The following is a 19,175-nucleotide window of genomic DNA, read 5'->3' as shown; positions in this document are numbered from 1 at the left end:
GATGCAGTGGTTCTGGGACAACTACACCACCGATCCGAAGCAGCGCGCCGAGCGCTTTGCCTCGCCGCTGCGCGCCACCGCCGAACAGCTGAAAGGCCTGCCGCCGACCCTGATCCAGACCGCCGAATTCGACGTGCTGCGTGACGAGGGCGAGGCCTACGCCCGCAAGCTGGACGCCGCCGGCGTCACCGTCACCGCCGTGCGCTACAACGGCATGATCCACGACTACGGCCTGCTCAACCCGCTGGCGCACGTGCCGGCCGTGCAGGCGGCAATGCGTCAAGCCGGCAACGAGCTGAAGCAGCACCTGCGCTAAAAGCAAAAGCCCCGGTTCAGGCCGGGGCTTTTTATTGCGGTTCTGGAGGGCACCCTTTCAAGAGGCACGCACGACGCCCCCCACGAACGCTGCGTCTTCAGGGGGCAGCGTCTTCCTTCAGCAAAGATCAGAACTGCAGGTCGGACAGGCGCCACACCTCGAAGGCCGGCGTCTCGTAGGGATGGGCTTTCTTCATCGCCTTGACCACGTCGTGGATCAACTCGTCGGCCACCACCATCTCCACTTTCCACTCCGCCACTTCTTCGACCCGGTCGACCTGACCGAGAAAGGGATCGCTGCCCGCCAGCGGGCGGAACTGGCCTTTACCGAGGACCTGCCAGCAGCAGTTGTCGTAGTGTCCGATCCGACCGCCACCCGCCGCGAACACCGCGGTCTTCACCGCGTCCAAATGGCTTTCCGGCGCATAGAAACAGAACTTGTACATCCAGCCCCTCCGAGCATCGACGAATTCAGCAGCTCCAGGCCGCTCTGCCAAGGCAATAATGGCATTTTGCCTTGCCTCGACCACGCGGCCTAGTTCGCATCTGCGCATTGGAGTGTTGCAAATCCGAAACGTCCCGCGGGCGGCAGAATCTTTGGCGCTAAAACGCGGCCAACCTAATCCCCCCTGGCAAAGCGGCGCCAGCGCGCCTTGAAGCCTTCGGCGGGCGGGCTGTGACTGCCGTCGCAGTACGGCAGACGGCGAGACAGGCCGCAGCGGCACAGCAGCAGGAATTGCTCGCGCACGGGCTGCAGATGCAGGCCATCGACACAGCCGGGAGAACAATCGGGAAGCGTGGGCGAGCGCCCACAGCGGCAGAGCAGATACGTCTCCCCAGGGCTGACCTGGCGGACTTCGGGAAGCGGATTTTCTTCGGAGTCTGACATCGCCAGCCTCGTGGCTGCGCCCTCCCCCGCGTAGAGCGGGAGAGGACATCACCATGCGATCAATCCACCCAGACGCGGGCGTTGCGGAACATGCGCATCCAGCCGCCGTCTTCCTGCCACTCGTCCGGGCGCCAGGAGTTCTGCACGGCGCGGAACACCCGCTCCGGGTGCGGCATCATGATGGTCACGCGGCCGTCGCGGCTGCACAGGCCGGTGATGCCACGCGGCGAACCGTTCGGGTTGGCCGGGTAGGTCTCGGTGACCTTGCCGTGGTTGTCGATGAAACGCAGGGCCACGGTACCGGACAGATCGGCCTCCAGCAGCGCCTCCTCGCTCTCGAACTCGGCATGACCCTCGCCGTGGGCGATGGCGATCGGCATGCGCGAACCGGCCATGCCCTGCAGGAAGATCGACGCCGACTCCTGGATCTGCACCATGGCCACGCGCGCCTCGAACTGCTCCGAGCGGTTGCGCACGAAGTGCGGCCAGAACTCGGTGCCGGGGATCAGCTCATGCAGGTTGCTCATCATCTGGCAGCCGTTGCACACGCCGAGGGCGAAGCTGTCCTTGCGCTCGAAGAAGGCCTGGAAGCCGTCACGGGCACGGCTGTTGAACAGCACCGACTTGGCCCAACCCTCGCCAGCGCCGAGCACGTCGCCGTAGGAGAAGCCGCCGCAGGCCACCAGGCCCTTGAACTGCTCCAGGCTGACGCGGCCGGCGAGGATGTCGCTCATGTGCACGTCGATCGCCGAGAAACCGGCGCGGTCGAAGGCCGCGGCCATCTCGACCTGGCCGTTGACGCCCTGCTCGCGCAGGATCGCCACCTGCGGACGCGCGCCCTTCTTGATGTAGGGTGCGGCAATGTCCTGGTTGACGTCGAAGCTGAGCTTGGTCGACAGGCCCGGGTTCTCCTCGTCGAGGATCAGATCGAACTCCTGGTCGGCGCCCTCGGCGTTGTCGCGCAGGCGCTGGATCTGGTAGCTGGTCTCCGCCCACATCCGCTGCAGCAGACGGCGCTGGCCGCCGAACACCGGCTCGCCGTTGAAGCTGATGGCCACCTCGCTGCCGTTGATCGGCTGACCGATCACCGCCACGCAATCATCGAGACCGGCGGCGCTGAACTGGGCCAGCACTTCCGGCGTGGCGCCCTGGCGCACCTGGATCACCGCGCCCAGTTCCTCGCTGAACAGCACGGCCGGCAGCTCGGAGGCGTCGTCGGCCAGGGCATCGAGGAACAGGTTGAGGCCGCAGTGGCCGGCGAAGGCCATTTCCAGCACGGTGGTCAGCAGGCCGCCGTCGGAGCGGTCGTGGTAGGCCAGCAGGTGGCCGTCGGCGTTGAGGCCCTGGATCACCGCGAAGAAGGCCTTGAGGTCCTCAGCATCGTCCAGATCCGGCACGGTCTGGCCGAGCTGGGCATGGGTCTGCGCCAGGATCGAGCCGCCCAGGCGGTTCTGACCGCGGCCCAGGTCGATCAGGATCAGGTCGGTCTCGCCCTTGTCCAGACGCAGCTGGGGGGTCAGCGACTGGCGCACGTCCAGCACAGGAGCAAAGCCAGAGATCACCAGCGATAGCGGCGAAGTCACGCTCTTGTCGACGCCCTCGTCCTGCCAGCGGGTCTTCATGGACATGGAGTCCTTGCCCACCGGAATGGTGATGCCCAGCGCCGGGCACAGTTCCATGCCCACGGCCTTGACGGTGTCGTACAGGCGCGCGTCCTCGCCCGGGTGGCCGGCGGCGGCCATCCAGTTGGCGGACAGCTTGATGTCGGAAAGCTTGTCGATGCGCGCGGCGGCCAGGTTGGTGATGGTCTCGCCCACCGCCATGCGGCCGGAGGCCGGCGCGTCGAGCAGGGCGAGCGGGGTGCGCTCGCCCATGGCCATGGCCTCGCCGGTGTAGACGTCGAAGCTGGTGGCGGTCACGGCGCAGTCGGCCACCGGCACCTGCCACGGGCCGACCATCTGGTCGCGGGCGACCAGGCCAGTGATGGTGCGGTCGCCGATGGTGATCAGGAAGCTCTTGCTGGCCACGGCCGGGTGACGCAGCACGCGGTTCACCGCCTCTTCGATATCGATACCGGCGGCGTTGAAGTCATCGCCCTGCTCGGCCTCGCGGGCCACGCTGCGGTGCATCCGCGGCGGCTTGCCGAGCAGCACTTCCAGCGGCATGTCCACCGGCTTGTTGCCGAAGTGGCTGTCGGACACGGTCAGGTGCGGTTCGGCGATGGCCTCGCCGACCACGGCGAACGGGCAGCGCTCGCGCTCGCAGATGGCCTTGAAACGCTCGAAGTCGGCGGCGTCCACGCTCATCACGTAGCGTTCCTGCGACTCGTTGCACCAGATTTCCAGCGGTGCCATGCCCGGCTCGTCGTTGGGCACGGCGCGCAGCTCGAAGCGACCGCCGCGGCCGCCGTCGTTGATCAGCTCCGGCAGGGCGTTGGAGATGCCGCCCGCGCCGACGTCGTGGATGAACTTGATCGGGTTGTCGGCGCCCAGCTGCCAGCAGCGGTCGATGACTTCCTGGCAGCGACGCTCCATTTCCGGGTTGTCGCGCTGCACCGAGGCGAAGTCCAGGTCGGCGGAGCTGGCGCCAGTGGCCATGGAGGAAGCGGCGCCGCCGCCCAGGCCGATCAGCATGGCCGGGCCGCCGAGCACGATCAGCTTGGCGCCGACCGAGATCTCGCCCTTCTGTACGTGGTCTTCACGGATGTTACCGAGACCGCCGGCGAGCATGATCGGCTTGTGGTAGCCGCGTACTTCCTCGCCGCGCGGGCTCTGCACGGCCTGTTCGAAGGTGCGGAAGTAGCCGTTCAGCGCCGGACGGCCGAATTCGTTGTTGAACGCGGCGCCGCCCAGCGGGCCCTCGATCATGATGTCCAGGGCGGTGACGATGCGCTCGGGCTTACCGTAGGGCTTCTCCCAGGGCTGCACGAAGCCGGGGATGTTCAGGTTGGAGACGGTGAAGCCGGTCAGGCCGGCCTTGGGCTTGGCGCCGCGACCGGTGGCGCCCTCGTCGCGGATCTCGCCGCCGGAGCCGGTGGAGGCGCCGGGGAACGGGGCGATGGCGGTCGGGTGGTTGTGCGTCTCCACCTTCATCAGGATGTGCACCGGCTCCTGCACCGCACCGTACTGACGGGTTTCAGGATTGGGGAAGAAACGTCCGGCGGTATGGCCGACGATGACCGAGGCGTTGTCCTTGTAGGCGGACAGCACGCCCTCGCGGTGCATCTCGTAGGTGTTCTTGATCATGCCGAACAGGGACTTGTCCTGGCTCTGGCCGTCGATGTCCCAGCTGGCATTGAAGATCTTGTGGCGGCAATGCTCGGAGTTGGCCTGGGCGAACATCATCAGTTCGACGTCGTGGGGGTTGCGGCCCAGCTCGACGAAACTCTTCACCAGGTAATCGATCTCGTCCTCGGCCAGGGCCAGGCCGAGCGCTACGTTGGCCTGTTCCAGGGCGGCGCGGCCGCCGCCCAGCACGTCCACGGCGGTCAGCGGCTTGGGCTCGGCGTGACTGAACAGGCCGGCGGCGTCTTCCAGGTTGCCCAGCACCAGCTGGGTCATGCGGTCGTGCAGCGCGGAGGCGACGGCCTGGCGGTCGGCGTCGCTCAGCTCGCCGGCCACGTAGTAGGCGATGCCGCGCTCGAGGCGCTCGATCTTGGCCAGGCCACAGTTGCGGGCGATGTCGGTGGCCTTGCTCGACCAGGGCGAGATGGTGCCGAAGCGCGGAATCACCAGGAACAGCTGACCCGCGGGCTCCTGCACCGGCACGCTCGGGCCGTACTTCAGCAGCCGGGCCAGCACCTGCTCCTCGCTGGCGTCGAGCAGGCCGGTCACCTCGGCGAAGTGCGCGAACTCGGCATACAGCCCGGTCACGGCAGGGACCTTGGCGGTCAGTTGCGAAAGCAGTTTGCCGTGACGGAAAGAGGAAAGAGCGGGCGTGCCGCGCAGGATCAACATGGAGAACAGCCTCTGAGAAGGGGTGTACTTCGAACCTGCCACGGGCCCCCGGGAGCAGGTTCTTTGAGGCCGTGCATTCTAGCCTAAAGCGCCGCGCGACGGCACCCTGGGCCGACCGCGAAACGGCGCATCTAGCAGAGCCCCGAAGTGCTGTCGAGATATGGCAGCCGTTGGGCTTTGCGTATACTGCGCCGATGTTTGCCCACATTGCGTTGCGCACCCGCACGACCGCCGGTTTGTTGGCGACCGCTATCCTCCTGCTGCTCGCGGGCTGCGAAGGCAATGCCGCCAAGCAGCCCAGCACTCTCGAGCGCGTGCAGGAGGAGGGTGTGCTACGCGTGGTCACCCGCAACAGCCCCACCACCTACTTCCGCGACCGCGCCGGCGAAACCGGCTTCGAGTACGAGCTGGCCAAGCGCTTCGCCGACAACCTCGGTGTCGAGCTCAAGGTCGAGACGGCCGACAGCCTCGACGACCTGTTCGCCCGCCTCAACCAGCCAGGCGGCCCGGTGCTGGCCGCCGCCGGTCTGGTCGCCAGCGAAGGCCGCAAGAGCCAGGCGAGGTTCTCCCGCGCCTACCTCGATGTCACCCCGCAGGTCATCTACCGCAACGGCCAGCGCCGCCCCACCCGCCCCGAGGATCTGATCGGCCGGCGCATCCTGGTGCTCAAGGGCAGCAGCCATGCCGAGCAGCTCGCCGAACTGAAGAAGACCCTGCCGGCGCTGCAGTACGAAGAGTCCAGCGACGTCGAGGTGGTCGACCTGTTGCGCATGGTCGACGAGGGCCAGGTCGACCTGACCCTGGTCGACTCCAACGAACTGGCGATGAACCAGGTCTACTTCCCCAACGTGCGCGTCGCCTTCGACCTGGGCGAGGCGCGCAGCCTCGGCTGGGCCGTGGCCGCCGGCGAGGACGACAGCCTGCTGCGCGAGGCCAACCACTTCCTCAAGCTGGTCGAAGAGAACGGCAGCCTGCAGCGCCTCAAGGAGCGCTACTACGGCCACGTCGACGTACTTGGCTACGTTGGCGCCTACACCTTCGCCAAGCACCTGCAGCAGCGCCTGCCGCGCTACGAGAAGCAGTTCAAGCAAGCGGCGGAGAAGCACAAGGTGGACTGGCGCCTGCTCGCCGCCATCGGCTATCAGGAGTCGCTGTGGACCCCCGACGCCACCTCCAAGACCGGCGTGCGCGGGCTGATGATGCTGACCCAGAACACCGCCCAGGCGATGGGCGTGGTCAACCGGCTGGACCCGACCCAGAGCATCTTCGGCGGCGCCAAGTACTTCACCCTGGTGCACAGCGGCCTGACCGAAGACATGACCGAGCCGGACCGCACCTGGTTCGCCCTGGCCGCCTACAACATCGGCATCGCCCACCTGGCGGACGCGCGCAAGATGGCCAAGGCCGAAGGGCTGAACCCGAACAAGTGGCTGGACGTGCAGAAGATGCTGCCGCGCCTGTCGCAGAAGCGCTGGTACAGCAAGACCCGCTATGGCTACGCCCGCGGCGGCGAGACGGTGCACTTCGTGCGCAACGTGCGGCGCTACTACGACATCCTCAACTGGGTGACCCAGCCGCAGCTGGAAGGCGCGCGCGTGGCCGAGAGCGGCCTGCACCTGCCGGCCGTGGACAAGACCCCGCCGAAAGCCGAACCTGCCGGACGCTGAACGGCGCCCAGTCTGCCCTCAGCCGCCGCGACGCGCCTTGAAGAAGGCGCTGAGCATCGCGCTGCACTCCTCGCCCAGCAGCCCGCCCTCGATCAGCACCCTGTGGTTGAGAAACGCCTGATCGAAGAACTGGCCGCGACTGATCGCGACCCCGGCCTTGGGCTCGGTGGCGCCGTACACCACCCGGGCAATGCGCGAATGCACGATCAGCCCGGCGCACATGCTGCAGGGCTCCAGCGTCACGTATAGCGTGCTGCCGGGCAGACGGTAGTTCTGCACCGCGGCGGCCGCGGCGCGGATCGCCACCATCTCGGCATGTGCGCTGGGGTCGTGGGTGCCGATGGGGCAGTTGAAGCCGCGCCCCAGCACCTCGCCGCCCTGCACCAGCAGCGCACCGACCGGCACCTCGCCCCGCTCGGCGCCCTCGGCGGCCAGCGCCAGCGCCTCGCGCATGAAGCGCTCATCCTGGCTGCGGTCGATGATATGGGGTCTCTTCATGCTTCTTCCGTAAAGGTACTCGCAGGCGCTGTGCCGATTTTCAGCTCACGCCTCAGACCACCTCGATGGCGGCCATCAGGCCGGTTTCCATGTGGTCGATGACATGGCAGTGGAACATCCACACGCCGGGATTATCGGCGACGAAGGCGATCCGCGCCGTCTCGTTCTTGCCCAGCAGGTAGGTGTCGGTGAAGTAGGGCTCGATGTCCTTGCGATCCGAGTCGAGCACCTTGAAGCTCATCCCGTGCAGGTGGATGGGGTGCTGGTACTGAGCCATGTTGCGCAGCACGAAGATGTAATGGCCGTCCCTCTTCAGGCTGGCGATGGGGCGCTCGGCGCAGGTCTTGTCGTTGATGTCCCAGGCCTGCCCGTTGATCTGCCAGTACTTGTAGCTGCCGCCCTTGGCCACGTCGCCCGACAGCGCCGCCGCCCACTCGAAGTTGAAGCGCAGGGTCTCGGCGCGGGACAGGTCCGGCTCGGCCACCGGGTTGGCCGGCAGCGCCGGCGGCCAGTCGCCGGGTGCCTCGGCGCTGGCCACGCCGCGCAGGGTAGCCAGGCGCAGCGGACCGTTGCGCAGCGACAGTTCCTGGCCGGCCGCCGGTACCTTCAGCGCCAGGTCGAGGCGCATGCCCGGGCCCAGCCAGTAGTCCTTGCCCAGTGGCCGCGGCGCGACCGGGTTACCGTCCAGCGCGTATATGCGCGCCTCGCCACCCGGCAGGTTGAGGCGGTAAGTGATGGTGTTGTCGACGTTGATCAGGCGCAGGCGCACCACCTGCCCGGCCGGCAGCTCCAGCGTCGGCAGCGGCTCGCCGTTGATGGTCGACAGGCGCCCGCGGGTGCCTTCACGGGCGGCCAGGCGCGGCACCAGGAACTCGGTGAAGGCGCCCTGCTCGTCGATGTGCCAGGTCTTCAGACTGAGCGTGCGCTCGTGACGGAAGCCGGTCGGTTCGCGTTCCTCGACGATCAGCGGACCGACGAGGCCGCGGCCGAGCTGCTCGGCGCTGCTGGTATGCGGGTGATACCAGTAGCTGCCGGCATCCGGGCAGATGAAGTCGTAATCGAAATATTCGCCGGGCTTGACCGGCAGCTGCGACACGTAGGGCACGCCATCCATGTCCAGCGGCAGGCGGATGCCGTGCCAGTGGATGGTGGTCTCGACCTCCAGCTTATTGACGAAGCGCACGCGCAGGCGCTCGCCCTGGCGGCAGCGCAGCTCCAGGCCGGGCGCCTTGCCGCCGTAGGCCCAGGCCGGGGTGATATGGCCGGGCACCAGCTCCATGTCCAGCGGCGCGGCGATCAGCTCGTAGTCGTGGGTCGCCACGTTTTCCGGGCGGCCCAGCCAGTAACGCACGCCACCGGCGCCGAGGCCGGCGACGCCCAGACCGGCCAGGCCGGCGAGAATCTGTCTGCGGGTGAACGACATGAACCCGATCCTTACTGCGAAGACGACACAGTTTCTCATTAACACCGGGCCTTGTGCGAACGCGGAGGCCTGCGCGGCGGCGTCCGATTGTCGCAACTCCTTGCGAGCCGCCAGGGTCTACCCGCGACACAGCGGAGAAAAGCCATGCCCGAGGGCCCCAGCATCCTGATCCTGCGCGAGGAGGCCGAGCGCTTCGCCGGCCAGCGCATCCTGCGTGTGGAGGGCAACAGCAAGGTCGACCTGCAGCGCCTGCAAGGCCAGCGGGTGAAGGCCCTGCGCAGCTGGGGCAAGCACTTCCTGATCGAGCTGGAAGATGTCGTGGTGCGCATCCATCTGCTGCTGTTCGGCAGTTACCGCATCGACGAGCGCAAGGATGCGGCGCCGCGCCTGAGCCTGGGCTTCGCCAATGGCGAGCTGAACTTCTATGGCTGCTCGGTGCAATTCCTGCAGCCGCCGCTCAGCGAGCATTACGACTGGCGCTGCGACACCCTTGCCGATGACTGGGACGCCGAGCTGGCCCTGGCCAAGCTGCAGGCGATGCCCGCCACCCTGGCCTGCGATGCGATCCTCGATCAGCAGGTGTTCGCCGGCGCCGGCAACATCTTCAAGAACGAGGTGCTGTTTCGCATCCGGGTGCACCCATTGAGCCCACTGGGCGCCCTGCCCGCCGACAAGCTGCGGGAGCTGGTGAGCGAAGTGCGCCAGTACGCCTTCGACTTCCTCGCCTGGAAGAGGGCCTTCGTGCTCAAGCAGCACTGGCAGGCGCACCGGCAAAGCCGCTGCCCGCGCTGCGCCATTCCCCTGAGCAAAGCCAAGCTGGGGCGCACTCAGCGCCAGAGCTACTACTGCGAGCAGTGCCAGATTCGCTACGGCTGAAACGCAAACGGGGCGAGTGTCGCCACCCGCCCCGTTCGTCGTACCGCTAGCGCGGCATCATTCCCACTCAATGGTCGCCGGTGGCTTGCTCGACACGTCGTAGGTGACGCGAGAGATGCCGGAGATCTCGTTGATGATGCGGTTGGAGACCTTCTCCAGCAGCTCGTAGGGCAGGTGCGCCCAGCGTGCGGTCATGAAGTCGATGGTTTCCACGGCGCGCAGGGCCACGACCCAGGCGTAGCGACGGCCGTCACCGACCACGCCGACCGATTTCACCGGCTGGAACACCACGAAGGCCTGGCTGGTCTTGTGGTACCAGTCGAAGTTGCGCAGCTCTTCGATGAAGATGTGGTCGGCCAGACGCAGCAGGTCGGCGTATTCCTTCTTCACTTCGCCGAGGATGCGCACGCCCAGGCCCGGGCCCGGGAACGGGTGGCGGTAGACCATGTCGTAGGGCAGGCCCAGCTCCAGGCCGATCTTGCGCACCTCGTCCTTGAACAGCTCGCGCAGCGGCTCGACCAGGGAGAACTGCATGTCCTCCGGCAGGCCGCCGACGTTGTGGTGGGACTTGATCACGTGGGCCTTGCCGGTCTTGGCGCCGGCGGACTCGATCACGTCCGGGTAGATGGTGCCCTGGGCGAGGAACTTCACGTCCTTGAGCTTGGTGGCTTCCTCATCGAACACTTCGATGAAGCTGCGACCGATGATCTTGCGCTTCTCTTCCGGATCGCTGACGCCGGCCAGGCGGCCGAGGAACAGCTCTTCGGCGTTGGCGCGGATAACCTTGACGCCCATGTTCTCGGCGAACATGGCCATCACCTGGTCGCCTTCCTTGTGGCGCAGCAGGCCGTTGTCGACGAACACGCAGGTCAGCTGGTCGCCGATGGCCTTGTGCAGCAGGGCCGCGACCACCGAGGAGTCGACGCCGCCGGACAGGCCCAGCAGCACCTTGCTCGAGCCCACCTGGGCACGCACGGTGGCGATGGCGTCTTCGACGATGTTGGCCGGGGTCCACAGGGCTTCGCAGCCGCAGATGTCGAGAATGAAGCGCGAGAGGATGCGACCGCCCTGCTTGGTGTGGGTCACTTCCGGGTGGAACTGCACGCCGTAGTAGGCGCGGCTGTCGTCGGCCATGGCGGCGATCGGGCAGCTCGGGGTGCTGGCGAGGATATGGAAGCCTTCCGGCATGGCGGTGACCTTGTCGCCGTGGCTCATCCACACATCGAGGCCGAGCACGCCGTCGGTATCCACATGATCTTCGATGCCGTCGAGCAGGCGGGCCTTGCCGACCACGTCGACGCGGGCGTAGCCGAACTCGCGCAGGTCGGAACCTTCGACCTTGCCGCCGAGCTGCTCGGCCATGGTCTGCATGCCGTAGCAGATGCCGAACAGCGGCACGTTCAGGTCGAACACCGCCTGCGGCGCGCGCGGGCTGTTGGCCTCGTGCACCGACTCAGGGCCACCGGCGAGGATGATGCCGCGCGGGGCAAAGGCGCGGATGTCGGCGTCGGCCATGTCGAACGGGTGGATCTCGCAGTACACGCCGATCTCACGCACGCGGCGGGCGATCAGCTGGGTGTACTGGGAACCGAAGTCGAGGATGAGGATGCGGTGGGCGTGAATGTCGTGGGCCATGGCCGTCTCTCGTAGCGGAAGTCACAAATGACACGGGGCTGGTTAGTCAGCCCCGTGTGTACATCGTCTTGCTTGAATCAACCCACGCGGTAGTTCGGGGCTTCCTTGGTGATCTGCACATCGTGCACGTGCGACTCGGCCATGCCGGCGCCGGTGATGCGCACGAACTCCGGCTTGGTGCGCATCTCCTCGACGGTGGCGCAGCCGGTATAGCCCATGGAGGCGCGCAGGCCGCCCATCAGCTGGTGGACGATGGCGCTCATCGCCCCCTTGTACGGCACGCGGCCTTCGATACCTTCCGGCACCAGCTTCTCGGCACCGGCCGAGGAATCCTGGAAGTAACGGTCGGACGAGCCCTGGGCCTGGGCCATGGCGCCCAGCGAGCCCATGCCGCGGTAGGCCTTGTAGGAACGACCCTGGAACAGTTCGACTTCGCCCGGGGCCTCTTCGGTACCGGCCAGCATCGAGCCGATCATCACGGCGGAGGCACCGGCGACGATGGCCTTGGACAGGTCACCGGAGAAGCGGATGCCACCGTCGGCGATCAGCGGTACGCCGGTACCGGCCAGGGCGGCGGCAACGTTGGCCACGGCGCTGATCTGCGGCACGCCGACGCCGGCGACGATACGGGTGGTGCAGATGGAGCCCGGGCCGATACCGACCTTGACGCCGTCGGCGCCAGCCTCGACCAGGGCCTTGGCGGCCTCACCGGTGGCGATGTTGCCGCCGATCACCTGGACTTCCGGGAAGTTCTGCTTGACCCAGCGTACGCGGTCGATCACGCCCTTGGAGTGGCCGTGGGCGGTGTCGACGATGATCACGTCGACGCCGGCGGCGACCAGTGCGCCGACACGGTCACCGGTATCGGCGCCGGTACCGACGGCGGCGCCGACGCGCAGGCGGCCCTGGTCGTCCTTGCTGGCCAGCGGGTAGGCCTTGGCCTTCTCGATGTCCTTGACGGTCATCATGCCCTTCAGGTTGAAGGCGTCGTCGACGATCAGGACTTTCTCGATGCGGTGCTTGTGCAGCAGCTCGCGCACGGCTTCCTTGGTGGCGCCTTCCTTGACGGTGACCAGGCGCTCTTTCGGCGTCATCACGTCACGCACCAGGGCGTCCAGGCGGTTCTCGAAACGCACGTCGCGGGAGGTGACGATGCCGACCAGGTCGCCGTTGGAGAGCACCGGTACACCGGAGATGTTGTGCTGGCGGGTCAGCTCGAACAGGTCGCGTACGGTGGCGTCGGCCTCGATGGTGATCGGGTCCTTGACCACGCCGGCCTCGAATTTCTTGACCTTGCGCACCTCGGCAGCCTGCTGCTCGATGGTCATGTTCTTGTGGATGATGCCGATGCCGCCTTCCTGGGCCATGGCGATGGCCAGGCGCGCTTCGGTGACGGTATCCATCGCGGCGGACAGCAGCGGGATGTTCAGCTCGATGCCACGGGTCAGGCGGGTCTTGAGGCTGACGTCCTTGGGCAGGACTTCGGAATAACCGGGGATGAGCAGAACGTCGTCGAAGGTCAGTGCTTCTTGGCTGATGCGCAGCATGGCGGGGCTCCCGGGAGGGAAAAATAAGAAGCGCGGCATTATACCTAGCGGCCCATCTTCGCTCAATGGCGACGCGCCACTCAGTCGTGCACCTGCACCAGGCGCACAGGAAAGCCCAAACGCTCGGCGAACTGCTCGAGCAGCGCCGGCGAAAAGCACTCCGGCGGCCAGCCGTTGAACACGAACGCCAGGTTGGAGAAGGCGCAGGGTTGCAGAAAGAGGAAGCCGTTGATGTCATCCTCGAAGCCGCATTCGGGACAGGTGAAGTTGTCGCTGACCCCGGCCATCCATTCGTCCAGGCTCTCGAACAGCGCCACGCCGACTTCCTGGCGGCACTCGGGGCAACCGGCCTCCTCGAGAAAGCCGCGGGTCGGCGTATAGATGCTGCGCAGGGTCACCACCTGCAGGCCGTTGTAAGGCTGGCCGAACGGCAGGCGCTCGGCATGGGGCAGGCGCCGCGCACCCTCGCCGATGGCATGCGCCATGCCGTTGCCCAGCCGGCCGCAGGTGCTCAGCTGCGCTTCGATCAGACGCTGGCCACTGAGCCAACGTACGATCCGCTGCGAGTGAGCGCCCAGGTGGGGCAGGCTGGAAATCTGCGGCACCAGGATGCTTTGTATGACGTTCATATAAGGGAGGATGGCTGAAAAGGCGGCGCAGTCTACTGGCTCGTCGCGCTTTGGGCACGCCGGGCAACCCGCTATCATGCCGGCCATGATTACCGACCCGTTCCAGCGCCTCGGCCTCGACCGCGACGTGCTCAGCGTCAGCCAACTGAACAACCGCGCCCGCCTGCTGCTGGAGGACGTGTTCGCCCAGGTCTGGGTCGAGGGCGAGATCTCCAACCTCGCCAAGCCCGCCTCCGGGCACCTCTACTTCACCCTCAAGGACAACCAGGCCCAGGTGCGCTGCGCGCTGTTCCGGCAGAACGCCGCCCGCGTGCGCCAAGCCCTGCGCGACGGCCTGGCGGTGAAGGTGCGCGGCAAGGTCTCGCTGTTCGAGGGCCGCGGCGACTACCAGCTGATCCTCGACTCGGTGGAGCCGGCCGGCGACGGCGCCCTGCGCCTGGCCTTCGAGGCGCTCAAGGAAAAACTCTCCGCCGAGGGCCTGTTCGCCGCCGAGCGCAAGCGCGCCCTGCCCGCTCATCCGCAACGCATCGGCATCGTCAGCTCGCCGACCGGCGCGGTGATTCGCGACATCATCAGCGTGTTCCGCCGCCGCGCCCCGCAGGTGGCGCTGACCCTGATTCCCACCGCCGTGCAGGGCCGCGAGGCCACCGCGCAGATCGTCCGCGGCCTGCAGCTGGCCGACCGCGCCGGCTTCGACGCGATCATCCTGGCCCGCGGCGGCGGCTCGCTGGAAGACCTCTGGTGCTTCAACGAGGAGGCGGTGGCCCGCGCCGTGGCCGCCTGCGTCACGCCCATCGTCAGCGCCGTGGGGCACGAGACCGACGTGTCGATCAGCGACTTCGTGGCCGACGTACGCGCGCCGACGCCCTCCGCCGCCGCCGAGCTGCTGGCACCGGACGGCGCCGACCTGCAGCGCCGCCTGGACGCCCTGACCCGGCGCCTGGCCCTGACCCTGCAGACCCGTCTGGCCCGCGAGCAGCTGCGCCTGGAAGGCCTGACCCGGCGCCTGCGCCACCCCGGCGAGCGTCTGCGCCAACAGGCCCAGCGACTGGACGATCTGGACATGCGCCTGCGCCGGGCCTTCACCCAGCAGTCCACCAGCCGCCACGAGCGCCTGGCGCGCCTGGAAGGCCGGCTCAACGCCCAGCATCCCGGCCGCGCCCTGGCGCTGCTGCGCCAGCACCTGGACAGCCTGGCCGAGCGTCTGCCCCGCGCCACCCAAGCCCGTCTGCGCGAGCAGCGGCAGCGCCTGCAGGGCCTGGCGCAGACCCTGCACATCGTCAGCCCGCTGGCCACTCTTGGCCGCGGCTACAGCATTCTCCTCGACGAGCGCGGCCAGGCCATCCGCGCCGCCAGTCAGACCCACCCGGGGCAGAGGCTCAAGGCCCGCCTGGCCGAGGGCGAACTGGACGTGCGGGTCGAAGACAACCATCTGGAGCCGGTGACCCTGTCGCTGCTCGACTGAACCGCCACAGGGATAGCCCATGCGCCTGACCAGCCTCTTCATTCTGCTCTGCCTCGCCCTGCCCGCTCACGCCGAGGGCTTTATCACCCGCCTGCTGAACAAGCCGGTGCCCGGCGGCGTAGCCGTGCTCGACCTGGGCGACGGACCCGCCGCGCCGCAGGCGCGCTACCAGGGCAAACCGGTGCTGGTGGTGAAGGAAGACGGCAAGCGCTGGATCGCCATCATCGGCATCCCGCTGACGGTCAAGCCCGGCACCCAGCAGCTCGAGGTCGATGGGCAGGCGCTGAGCTTCCAGGTCGGCGGCAAGCACTACCGCGAGCAACGCATCACCCTGAAGAACAAGCAGCAGGTCAACCCGAACGCGAAGAACCTGGCGCGCATCGAGCGCGAGCTGGCCGAGCAGACCGCCGCCTACCGCCAGTTCAGCCCGCGCCAGCCGAGCAACCTGTTGCTGGACAAGCCGGTGAGCGGCCCGCTGTCTTCGCCGTTCGGCCTGCGCCGCTTCTTTAACGGTGAGGAGCGTAACCCGCACTCCGGGCTGGACTTCGCCGTACCCAGCGGCACGCCGATCAAGGCGCCGGCGGCCGGCGAGGTGATCCTGATCGGCGACTACTTCTTCAACGGCAAGACGGTGTTCGTCGACCACGGCCAGGGCCTGATCAGCATGTTCTGCCACCTGTCCAAGGTCGAGGTGCAGCTGGGCCAGGAGCTGCCGCGCGGCGGCGTGCTCGGCCGGGTCGGCGCCACCGGGCGCGCCACCGGACCGCATCTGCACTGGAACGTCAGCCTCAACGACGCCCGCGTCGATCCGGCGATCTTCATCGGCGCATTCTCGCGCTGAGCGACAGATTCCGAAGCACTTCGCGGCCCGCCGCCAGCGTTTCGGCTGTTAAGGTAGGGAGCTAAGCATCAACCTCGAGGCCCCCGCATGAGGGAGCAGTACACCGCCGCCCTGGACTGGCTGCGCCAGCATCCCGAACTGTACAGCCTGATCTGCCTGTGCCTGCTGGCAATGGCCGCCTGGACCGCCAACTGGATCGTCAAGCGCATCCTCCTGCGCGGGCTGTTCCGCGCCCTGGCCAGCACCGCGCTGGGCCAGGACCAGACCTTCAGGGACATCCAGGTCGTCAGCCGCCTGGCCAACGTGGTGCCGGCCCTGGTGCTGTCCGCCGGCATCGGCCTGGTACCGCACCTCCCCGAAGCGGTGGTCACGGTGGTGCGCAACGTCTGCGCGGCCTTCGTCGTGTTCACCGTGGCGCTGGCGATCGGCAGCGTGCTGACCCTGGTCAACACCCTTTACCAGCGCCGGCCCGACGCCCACCTCAAGCCGATCAAGGGCTACCTGCAGGTGGTCAAGATCGTGATCTACCTGGTCGCCACCATCCTCATCGTCGCCGCGCTGATCGACCGTTCGCCGCTGATCCTGCTGTCCGGCCTCGGCGCGATGGCCGCGGTGCTGATGCTGATCTTCCAGGACACCCTGCTGTCGCTGGTGGCCAGCGTGCAGATCAGCTCCAACGACATCATCCGGGTCGGCGACTGGGTGGAGATGCCGGCGCTCAACGCCGACGGGGACGTCATCGACATCGCCCTGCACACGGTCAAGGTGCAGAACTGGGACAAGACCATCACCGTCATTCCCACCAAGCGCTTCATCAGCGACTCGTTCAAGAACTGGCGCGGCATGCAGGAATCCGGCGGGCGGCGCATCAAGCGCAGCCTGTTCCTCGACCAGACCAGCGTGGCCTTCCTCGATCAGCAGCAGATCCACCGACTGCACCGCCTGCAGCTGCTGGATCGCTACCTCACCAACAAGAGCAGCGAGCTGCTCAGCTGGAATACGCAGCTGGCCGAACACGCCGACGAGCCGGCCAACACCCGCCGCCTGACCAACCTCGGCACCTTCCGCGCCTACGTCGAGCACTACCTGCGCCAGCATCCCGACGTGCGCCAGGACATGACCCTGCTGGTGCGCCAGTTGGCGCCCACCGCCGAGGGCCTGCCGCTGGAGCTGTACTGCTTCACGGCGACCACCGCCTGGGCGCGCTACGAGGCGATCCAGTCCGACATTTTCGACCACCTCCTGGCGCTGCTGCCCGAATTCGGCCTCCGAGTATTCCAGAGCCCTTGCGGCGCAGACTTCCGCCGGCTGATGCCGGCCGAAGCAGCGAGCCGCGGCGATCACGCAATTCATACGCAACATGCGCCGCTCGAGAGCAACAATCCATCGCAAAAGCAGAGCAAATGACGGGTAAACGGCGTTCTTTTACGAAGGCTTGCCACTTTTAACCTTCGACCTTAAGGTGAGCGCCATGAATACCGCGCACACCCTCATTCTGCGACGCCAATTCGCCTGCCAGCGCCTGGTCAGCCCGCGACTGCGTAGCTGAACACCCTCTCGCTCGCCTTCCCCGCCTCGCTGGCCCGTCGTCGCCCAAGGACTCCGTACCATGACCATGCTCAAAGACCCCTCGAAGAAGTACCGCCCGTTCGCCCAGATCCAGCTCCCCGACCGCACCTGGCCGGACCGGATCATCGACAAGGCGCCGATCTGGCTGTCCACCGACCTGCGCGATGGCAACCAGTCGCTGATCGAGCCGATGGATGCCGAGAAGAAGATGCGCTTCTTCAAGTGCCTGGTGGCCGTGGGCCTGAAGGAAATCGAAGTGGGCTTCCCGTCCGCCTCGCAGACCGACTTCGATTTCGTCCGCGAGCTGATCGAAGGCGGGCACATCCCCGATGGCGTGACCATCCAGGTGCTGACCCAGGCCCGCGACGACCTCATCGAGCGCACCTTCGAGTCGCTCAAGGGCGCCAAGCGCGCCATCGTCCACTACTACAACGCCTGCGCGCCGAGCTTCCGCAAGATCGTCTTCAACCAGGACAAGGCCGGCGTCAAAGCCATCGCCGTGGCCGCCGGCACCACCATCAAGCGCCTGGCCGACGCCGCGCCTGCGACCCAGTGGGGCTTCGAGTACTCGCCGGAAGTGTTCAGCAGCACCGAAATCGACTTCGCCGTCGAGGTGTGCAACGCGGTGATCGGCGTGTTCCAGCCGACCCCGACGCAGAAGCTGATTCTCAACCTGCCGGCCACCATCGAGTGCGCCACGCCGAACAACTATGCCGACCAGATCGAATGGTTCGGCCGCCATATCGATAGCCGCGACAGCGTGCTGATCAGCGTGCACACCCACAACGACCGCGGCACCGGCGTGGCCGCCTCGGAGCTGGCCGTGATGGCCGGTGCCGACCGCGTGGAAGGCTGCCTGTTCGGCAACGGCGAGCGTACCGGCAACGTCTGCCTGGTGACCCTGGCACTGAACCTCTACACCCAGGGTGTCGACCCCGAACTGGACTTCTCCGACATCGATGCCGTGCGCAAGGTGGTGGAAGAGTGCAACCAGCTGCCGGTGCACCCGCGCCATCCGTACGTCGGCGACCTGGTCCACACCGCCTTCTCCGGTTCGCACCAGGACGCCATCCGCAAGGGCTTTGCCCAGCAGGACCCGGAAGGCATCTGGGAAGTGCCGTACCTGCCGATCGACCCGGCCGACATCGGCCGCGACTACGAGGCCGTCATTCGCGTGAACAGCCAGTCCGGCAAGGGTGGCATCACCTTCCTGCTCGAGCAGGAATACGGCATCAGCCTGCCGCGCCGCATGCAGATCGAGTTTAGCCAGGTGGTGCAGCGCGAGACCGACCGCCTCGGCCTGGAAATGACCGCCCAGCAGATCTACGGCCTGCTGCAGAGCGAGTACCTGCAAGCCGACAGCCCCTACGTGCTCAAGGGCCATCGCCTGCAGGAAGAGAACGGCATCTGCACCGTCGACGTCGACGTCACCCACAACGGCGAGGCGCGCCGCAAGCATGGCATCGGCAAGGGCCCGCTGGAGGCGCTGGTCGCCGCCCTGCCGCAGAACATCGAGATCATGGACTACCACGAGCACGCCATCAGCGCCGGCACCAATGCCCAGGCCGCGGCCTATATCGAGGTGCGCCTGAATGGCGGCCGTCCGCTGCACGGCATCGGCATCGACGAGAACCTGACCACCGCGACCTTCCGCGCCCTGTTCAGCGCCCTCAATCGCGCACTGGCACAGACCGACGTGCAGGCTGCCTGAGCACTACGCGTTTGAACGAGGGGGCTATGGCCCCCTTTTTCATGTCCGCGAGCTAGACATGGATTCGGCCGGCAGGGAGACAGGGCTGCGGCGCGGCGCATCAGGTCGTCCGGCCGGCGAGCCGATTCACCAGGCCCATGGGCGCATGCTCAGG

General features: G+C 67.1%; 15 protein-coding genes. 7 read left to right on the top strand and 8 right to left on the bottom strand.

The features are described from left to right. Positions 1-316: alpha/beta hydrolase fold domain-containing protein (locus NF616_RS09110; RefSeq protein ID WP_252272907.1), on the top strand; the 316-nt coding region annotated here is incomplete at its 5' end. 127 nt (positions 317-443) lie between these two features. Here the strand turns inward: NF616_RS09110 and NF616_RS09105 are convergent. From NF616_RS09105 to purL, 3 genes are all read right to left on the bottom strand, one after another. Then, complete coding sequence (locus NF616_RS09105) at positions 444-761, bottom strand: YqfO family protein (RefSeq protein ID WP_252272906.1); 318 nt, start codon at positions 759-761, stop codon at positions 444-446. A 173-nt stretch (positions 762-934) separates the two neighbouring features. Further along, positions 935-1,204 (bottom strand): CDGSH iron-sulfur domain-containing protein, encoded by a 270-nt coding sequence (locus NF616_RS09100; protein WP_252272905.1) that lies wholly within the window; start codon positions 1,202-1,204, stop codon positions 935-937. Positions 1,205-1,263: 59 nt separating this feature from the next. After that, positions 1,264-5,160 (bottom strand): phosphoribosylformylglycinamidine synthase, encoded by a 3,897-nt coding sequence (purL, locus tag NF616_RS09095; protein WP_252272904.1) that lies wholly within the window; start codon positions 5,158-5,160, stop codon positions 1,264-1,266. 194 nt (positions 5,161-5,354) lie between these two features. Between purL and mltF the strand changes: the two genes are divergently transcribed. Beyond that, positions 5,355-6,827, top strand: a complete 1,473-nt coding sequence (gene mltF, locus NF616_RS09090) for a membrane-bound lytic murein transglycosylase MltF (protein WP_252272903.1) — start codon at positions 5,355-5,357, stop codon at positions 6,825-6,827. A gap of 18 nt (positions 6,828-6,845) precedes the next feature. Here the strand turns inward: mltF and tadA are convergent, their stop codons facing one another. Continuing rightward, the gene (gene tadA, locus NF616_RS09085; protein WP_252272902.1) at positions 6,846-7,325 is read right to left on the bottom strand and encodes a tRNA adenosine(34) deaminase TadA; all 480 of its coding nucleotides are present in this window, start codon (positions 7,323-7,325) and stop codon (positions 6,846-6,848) included. Positions 7,326-7,377: 52 nt separating this feature from the next. After that, positions 7,378-8,748 (bottom strand): multicopper oxidase family protein, encoded by a 1,371-nt coding sequence (locus NF616_RS09080; protein WP_252272901.1) that lies wholly within the window; start codon positions 8,746-8,748, stop codon positions 7,378-7,380. Positions 8,749-8,892: 144 nt separating this feature from the next. Here NF616_RS09080 and NF616_RS09075 point away from each other — a divergent pair, with 144 nt between their 5' ends. Then, complete coding sequence (locus tag NF616_RS09075; protein WP_252272900.1) at positions 8,893-9,624, top strand: DNA-formamidopyrimidine glycosylase family protein; 732 nt, start codon at positions 8,893-8,895, stop codon at positions 9,622-9,624. A gap of 57 nt (positions 9,625-9,681) precedes the next feature. On the opposite strand, the gene guaA is transcribed toward NF616_RS09075, so the two are convergent. The 3 genes from guaA to NF616_RS09060 all read right to left on the bottom strand — a co-directional run bounded on the left by guaA (position 9,682) and on the right by NF616_RS09060 (position 13,435). After that, entirely contained in the window at positions 9,682-11,259 is a 1,578-nt protein-coding gene (gene guaA / locus NF616_RS09070) for a glutamine-hydrolyzing GMP synthase (protein WP_252272899.1), read from the bottom strand. A 77-nt stretch (positions 11,260-11,336) separates the two neighbouring features. Then, on the bottom strand, positions 11,337-12,806 hold the full coding sequence (guaB, locus tag NF616_RS09065) for an IMP dehydrogenase (RefSeq protein WP_252272898.1): 1,470 nt from the start codon (positions 12,804-12,806) through the stop codon (positions 11,337-11,339). An 80-nt stretch (positions 12,807-12,886) separates the two neighbouring features. Further along, the gene (locus tag NF616_RS09060) at positions 12,887-13,435 is read right to left on the bottom strand and encodes a sugar ABC transporter ATPase (RefSeq protein ID WP_252272897.1); all 549 of its coding nucleotides are present in this window, start codon (positions 13,433-13,435) and stop codon (positions 12,887-12,889) included. 85 nt (positions 13,436-13,520) lie between these two features. Here NF616_RS09060 and xseA point away from each other — a divergent pair, with 85 nt between their 5' ends. From xseA to leuA, 4 genes are all read left to right on the top strand, one after another. Beyond that, the gene (gene xseA, locus NF616_RS09055) at positions 13,521-14,900 is read left to right on the top strand and encodes an exodeoxyribonuclease VII large subunit (protein WP_252272928.1); all 1,380 of its coding nucleotides are present in this window, start codon (positions 13,521-13,523) and stop codon (positions 14,898-14,900) included. Between the two features lie 19 nt (positions 14,901-14,919). Then, complete coding sequence (locus tag NF616_RS09050) at positions 14,920-15,741, top strand: peptidoglycan DD-metalloendopeptidase family protein (RefSeq protein ID WP_252272896.1); 822 nt, start codon at positions 14,920-14,922, stop codon at positions 15,739-15,741. Between the two features lie 87 nt (positions 15,742-15,828). Continuing rightward, positions 15,829-17,148: a mechanosensitive ion channel family protein gene (locus NF616_RS09045; protein WP_252272895.1), complete on the top strand. Its 1,320-nt coding sequence runs from the start codon at positions 15,829-15,831 to the stop codon at positions 17,146-17,148. Between the two features lie 202 nt (positions 17,149-17,350). Then, on the top strand, positions 17,351-19,021 hold the full coding sequence (gene leuA, locus NF616_RS09040) for a 2-isopropylmalate synthase (RefSeq protein WP_252272894.1): 1,671 nt from the start codon (positions 17,351-17,353) through the stop codon (positions 19,019-19,021). Positions 19,022-19,175 lie beyond the last annotated feature (154 nt).

The organism is Pseudomonas subflava (assembly GCF_023823685.1).
In the GTDB taxonomy this organism is placed as follows: domain Bacteria; phylum Pseudomonadota; class Gammaproteobacteria; order Pseudomonadales; family Pseudomonadaceae; genus Aquipseudomonas; species Aquipseudomonas subflava.
Note: the sequence above shows the minus strand (reverse complement) of the source record. Positions and strands in the feature narration are given on the sequence as shown.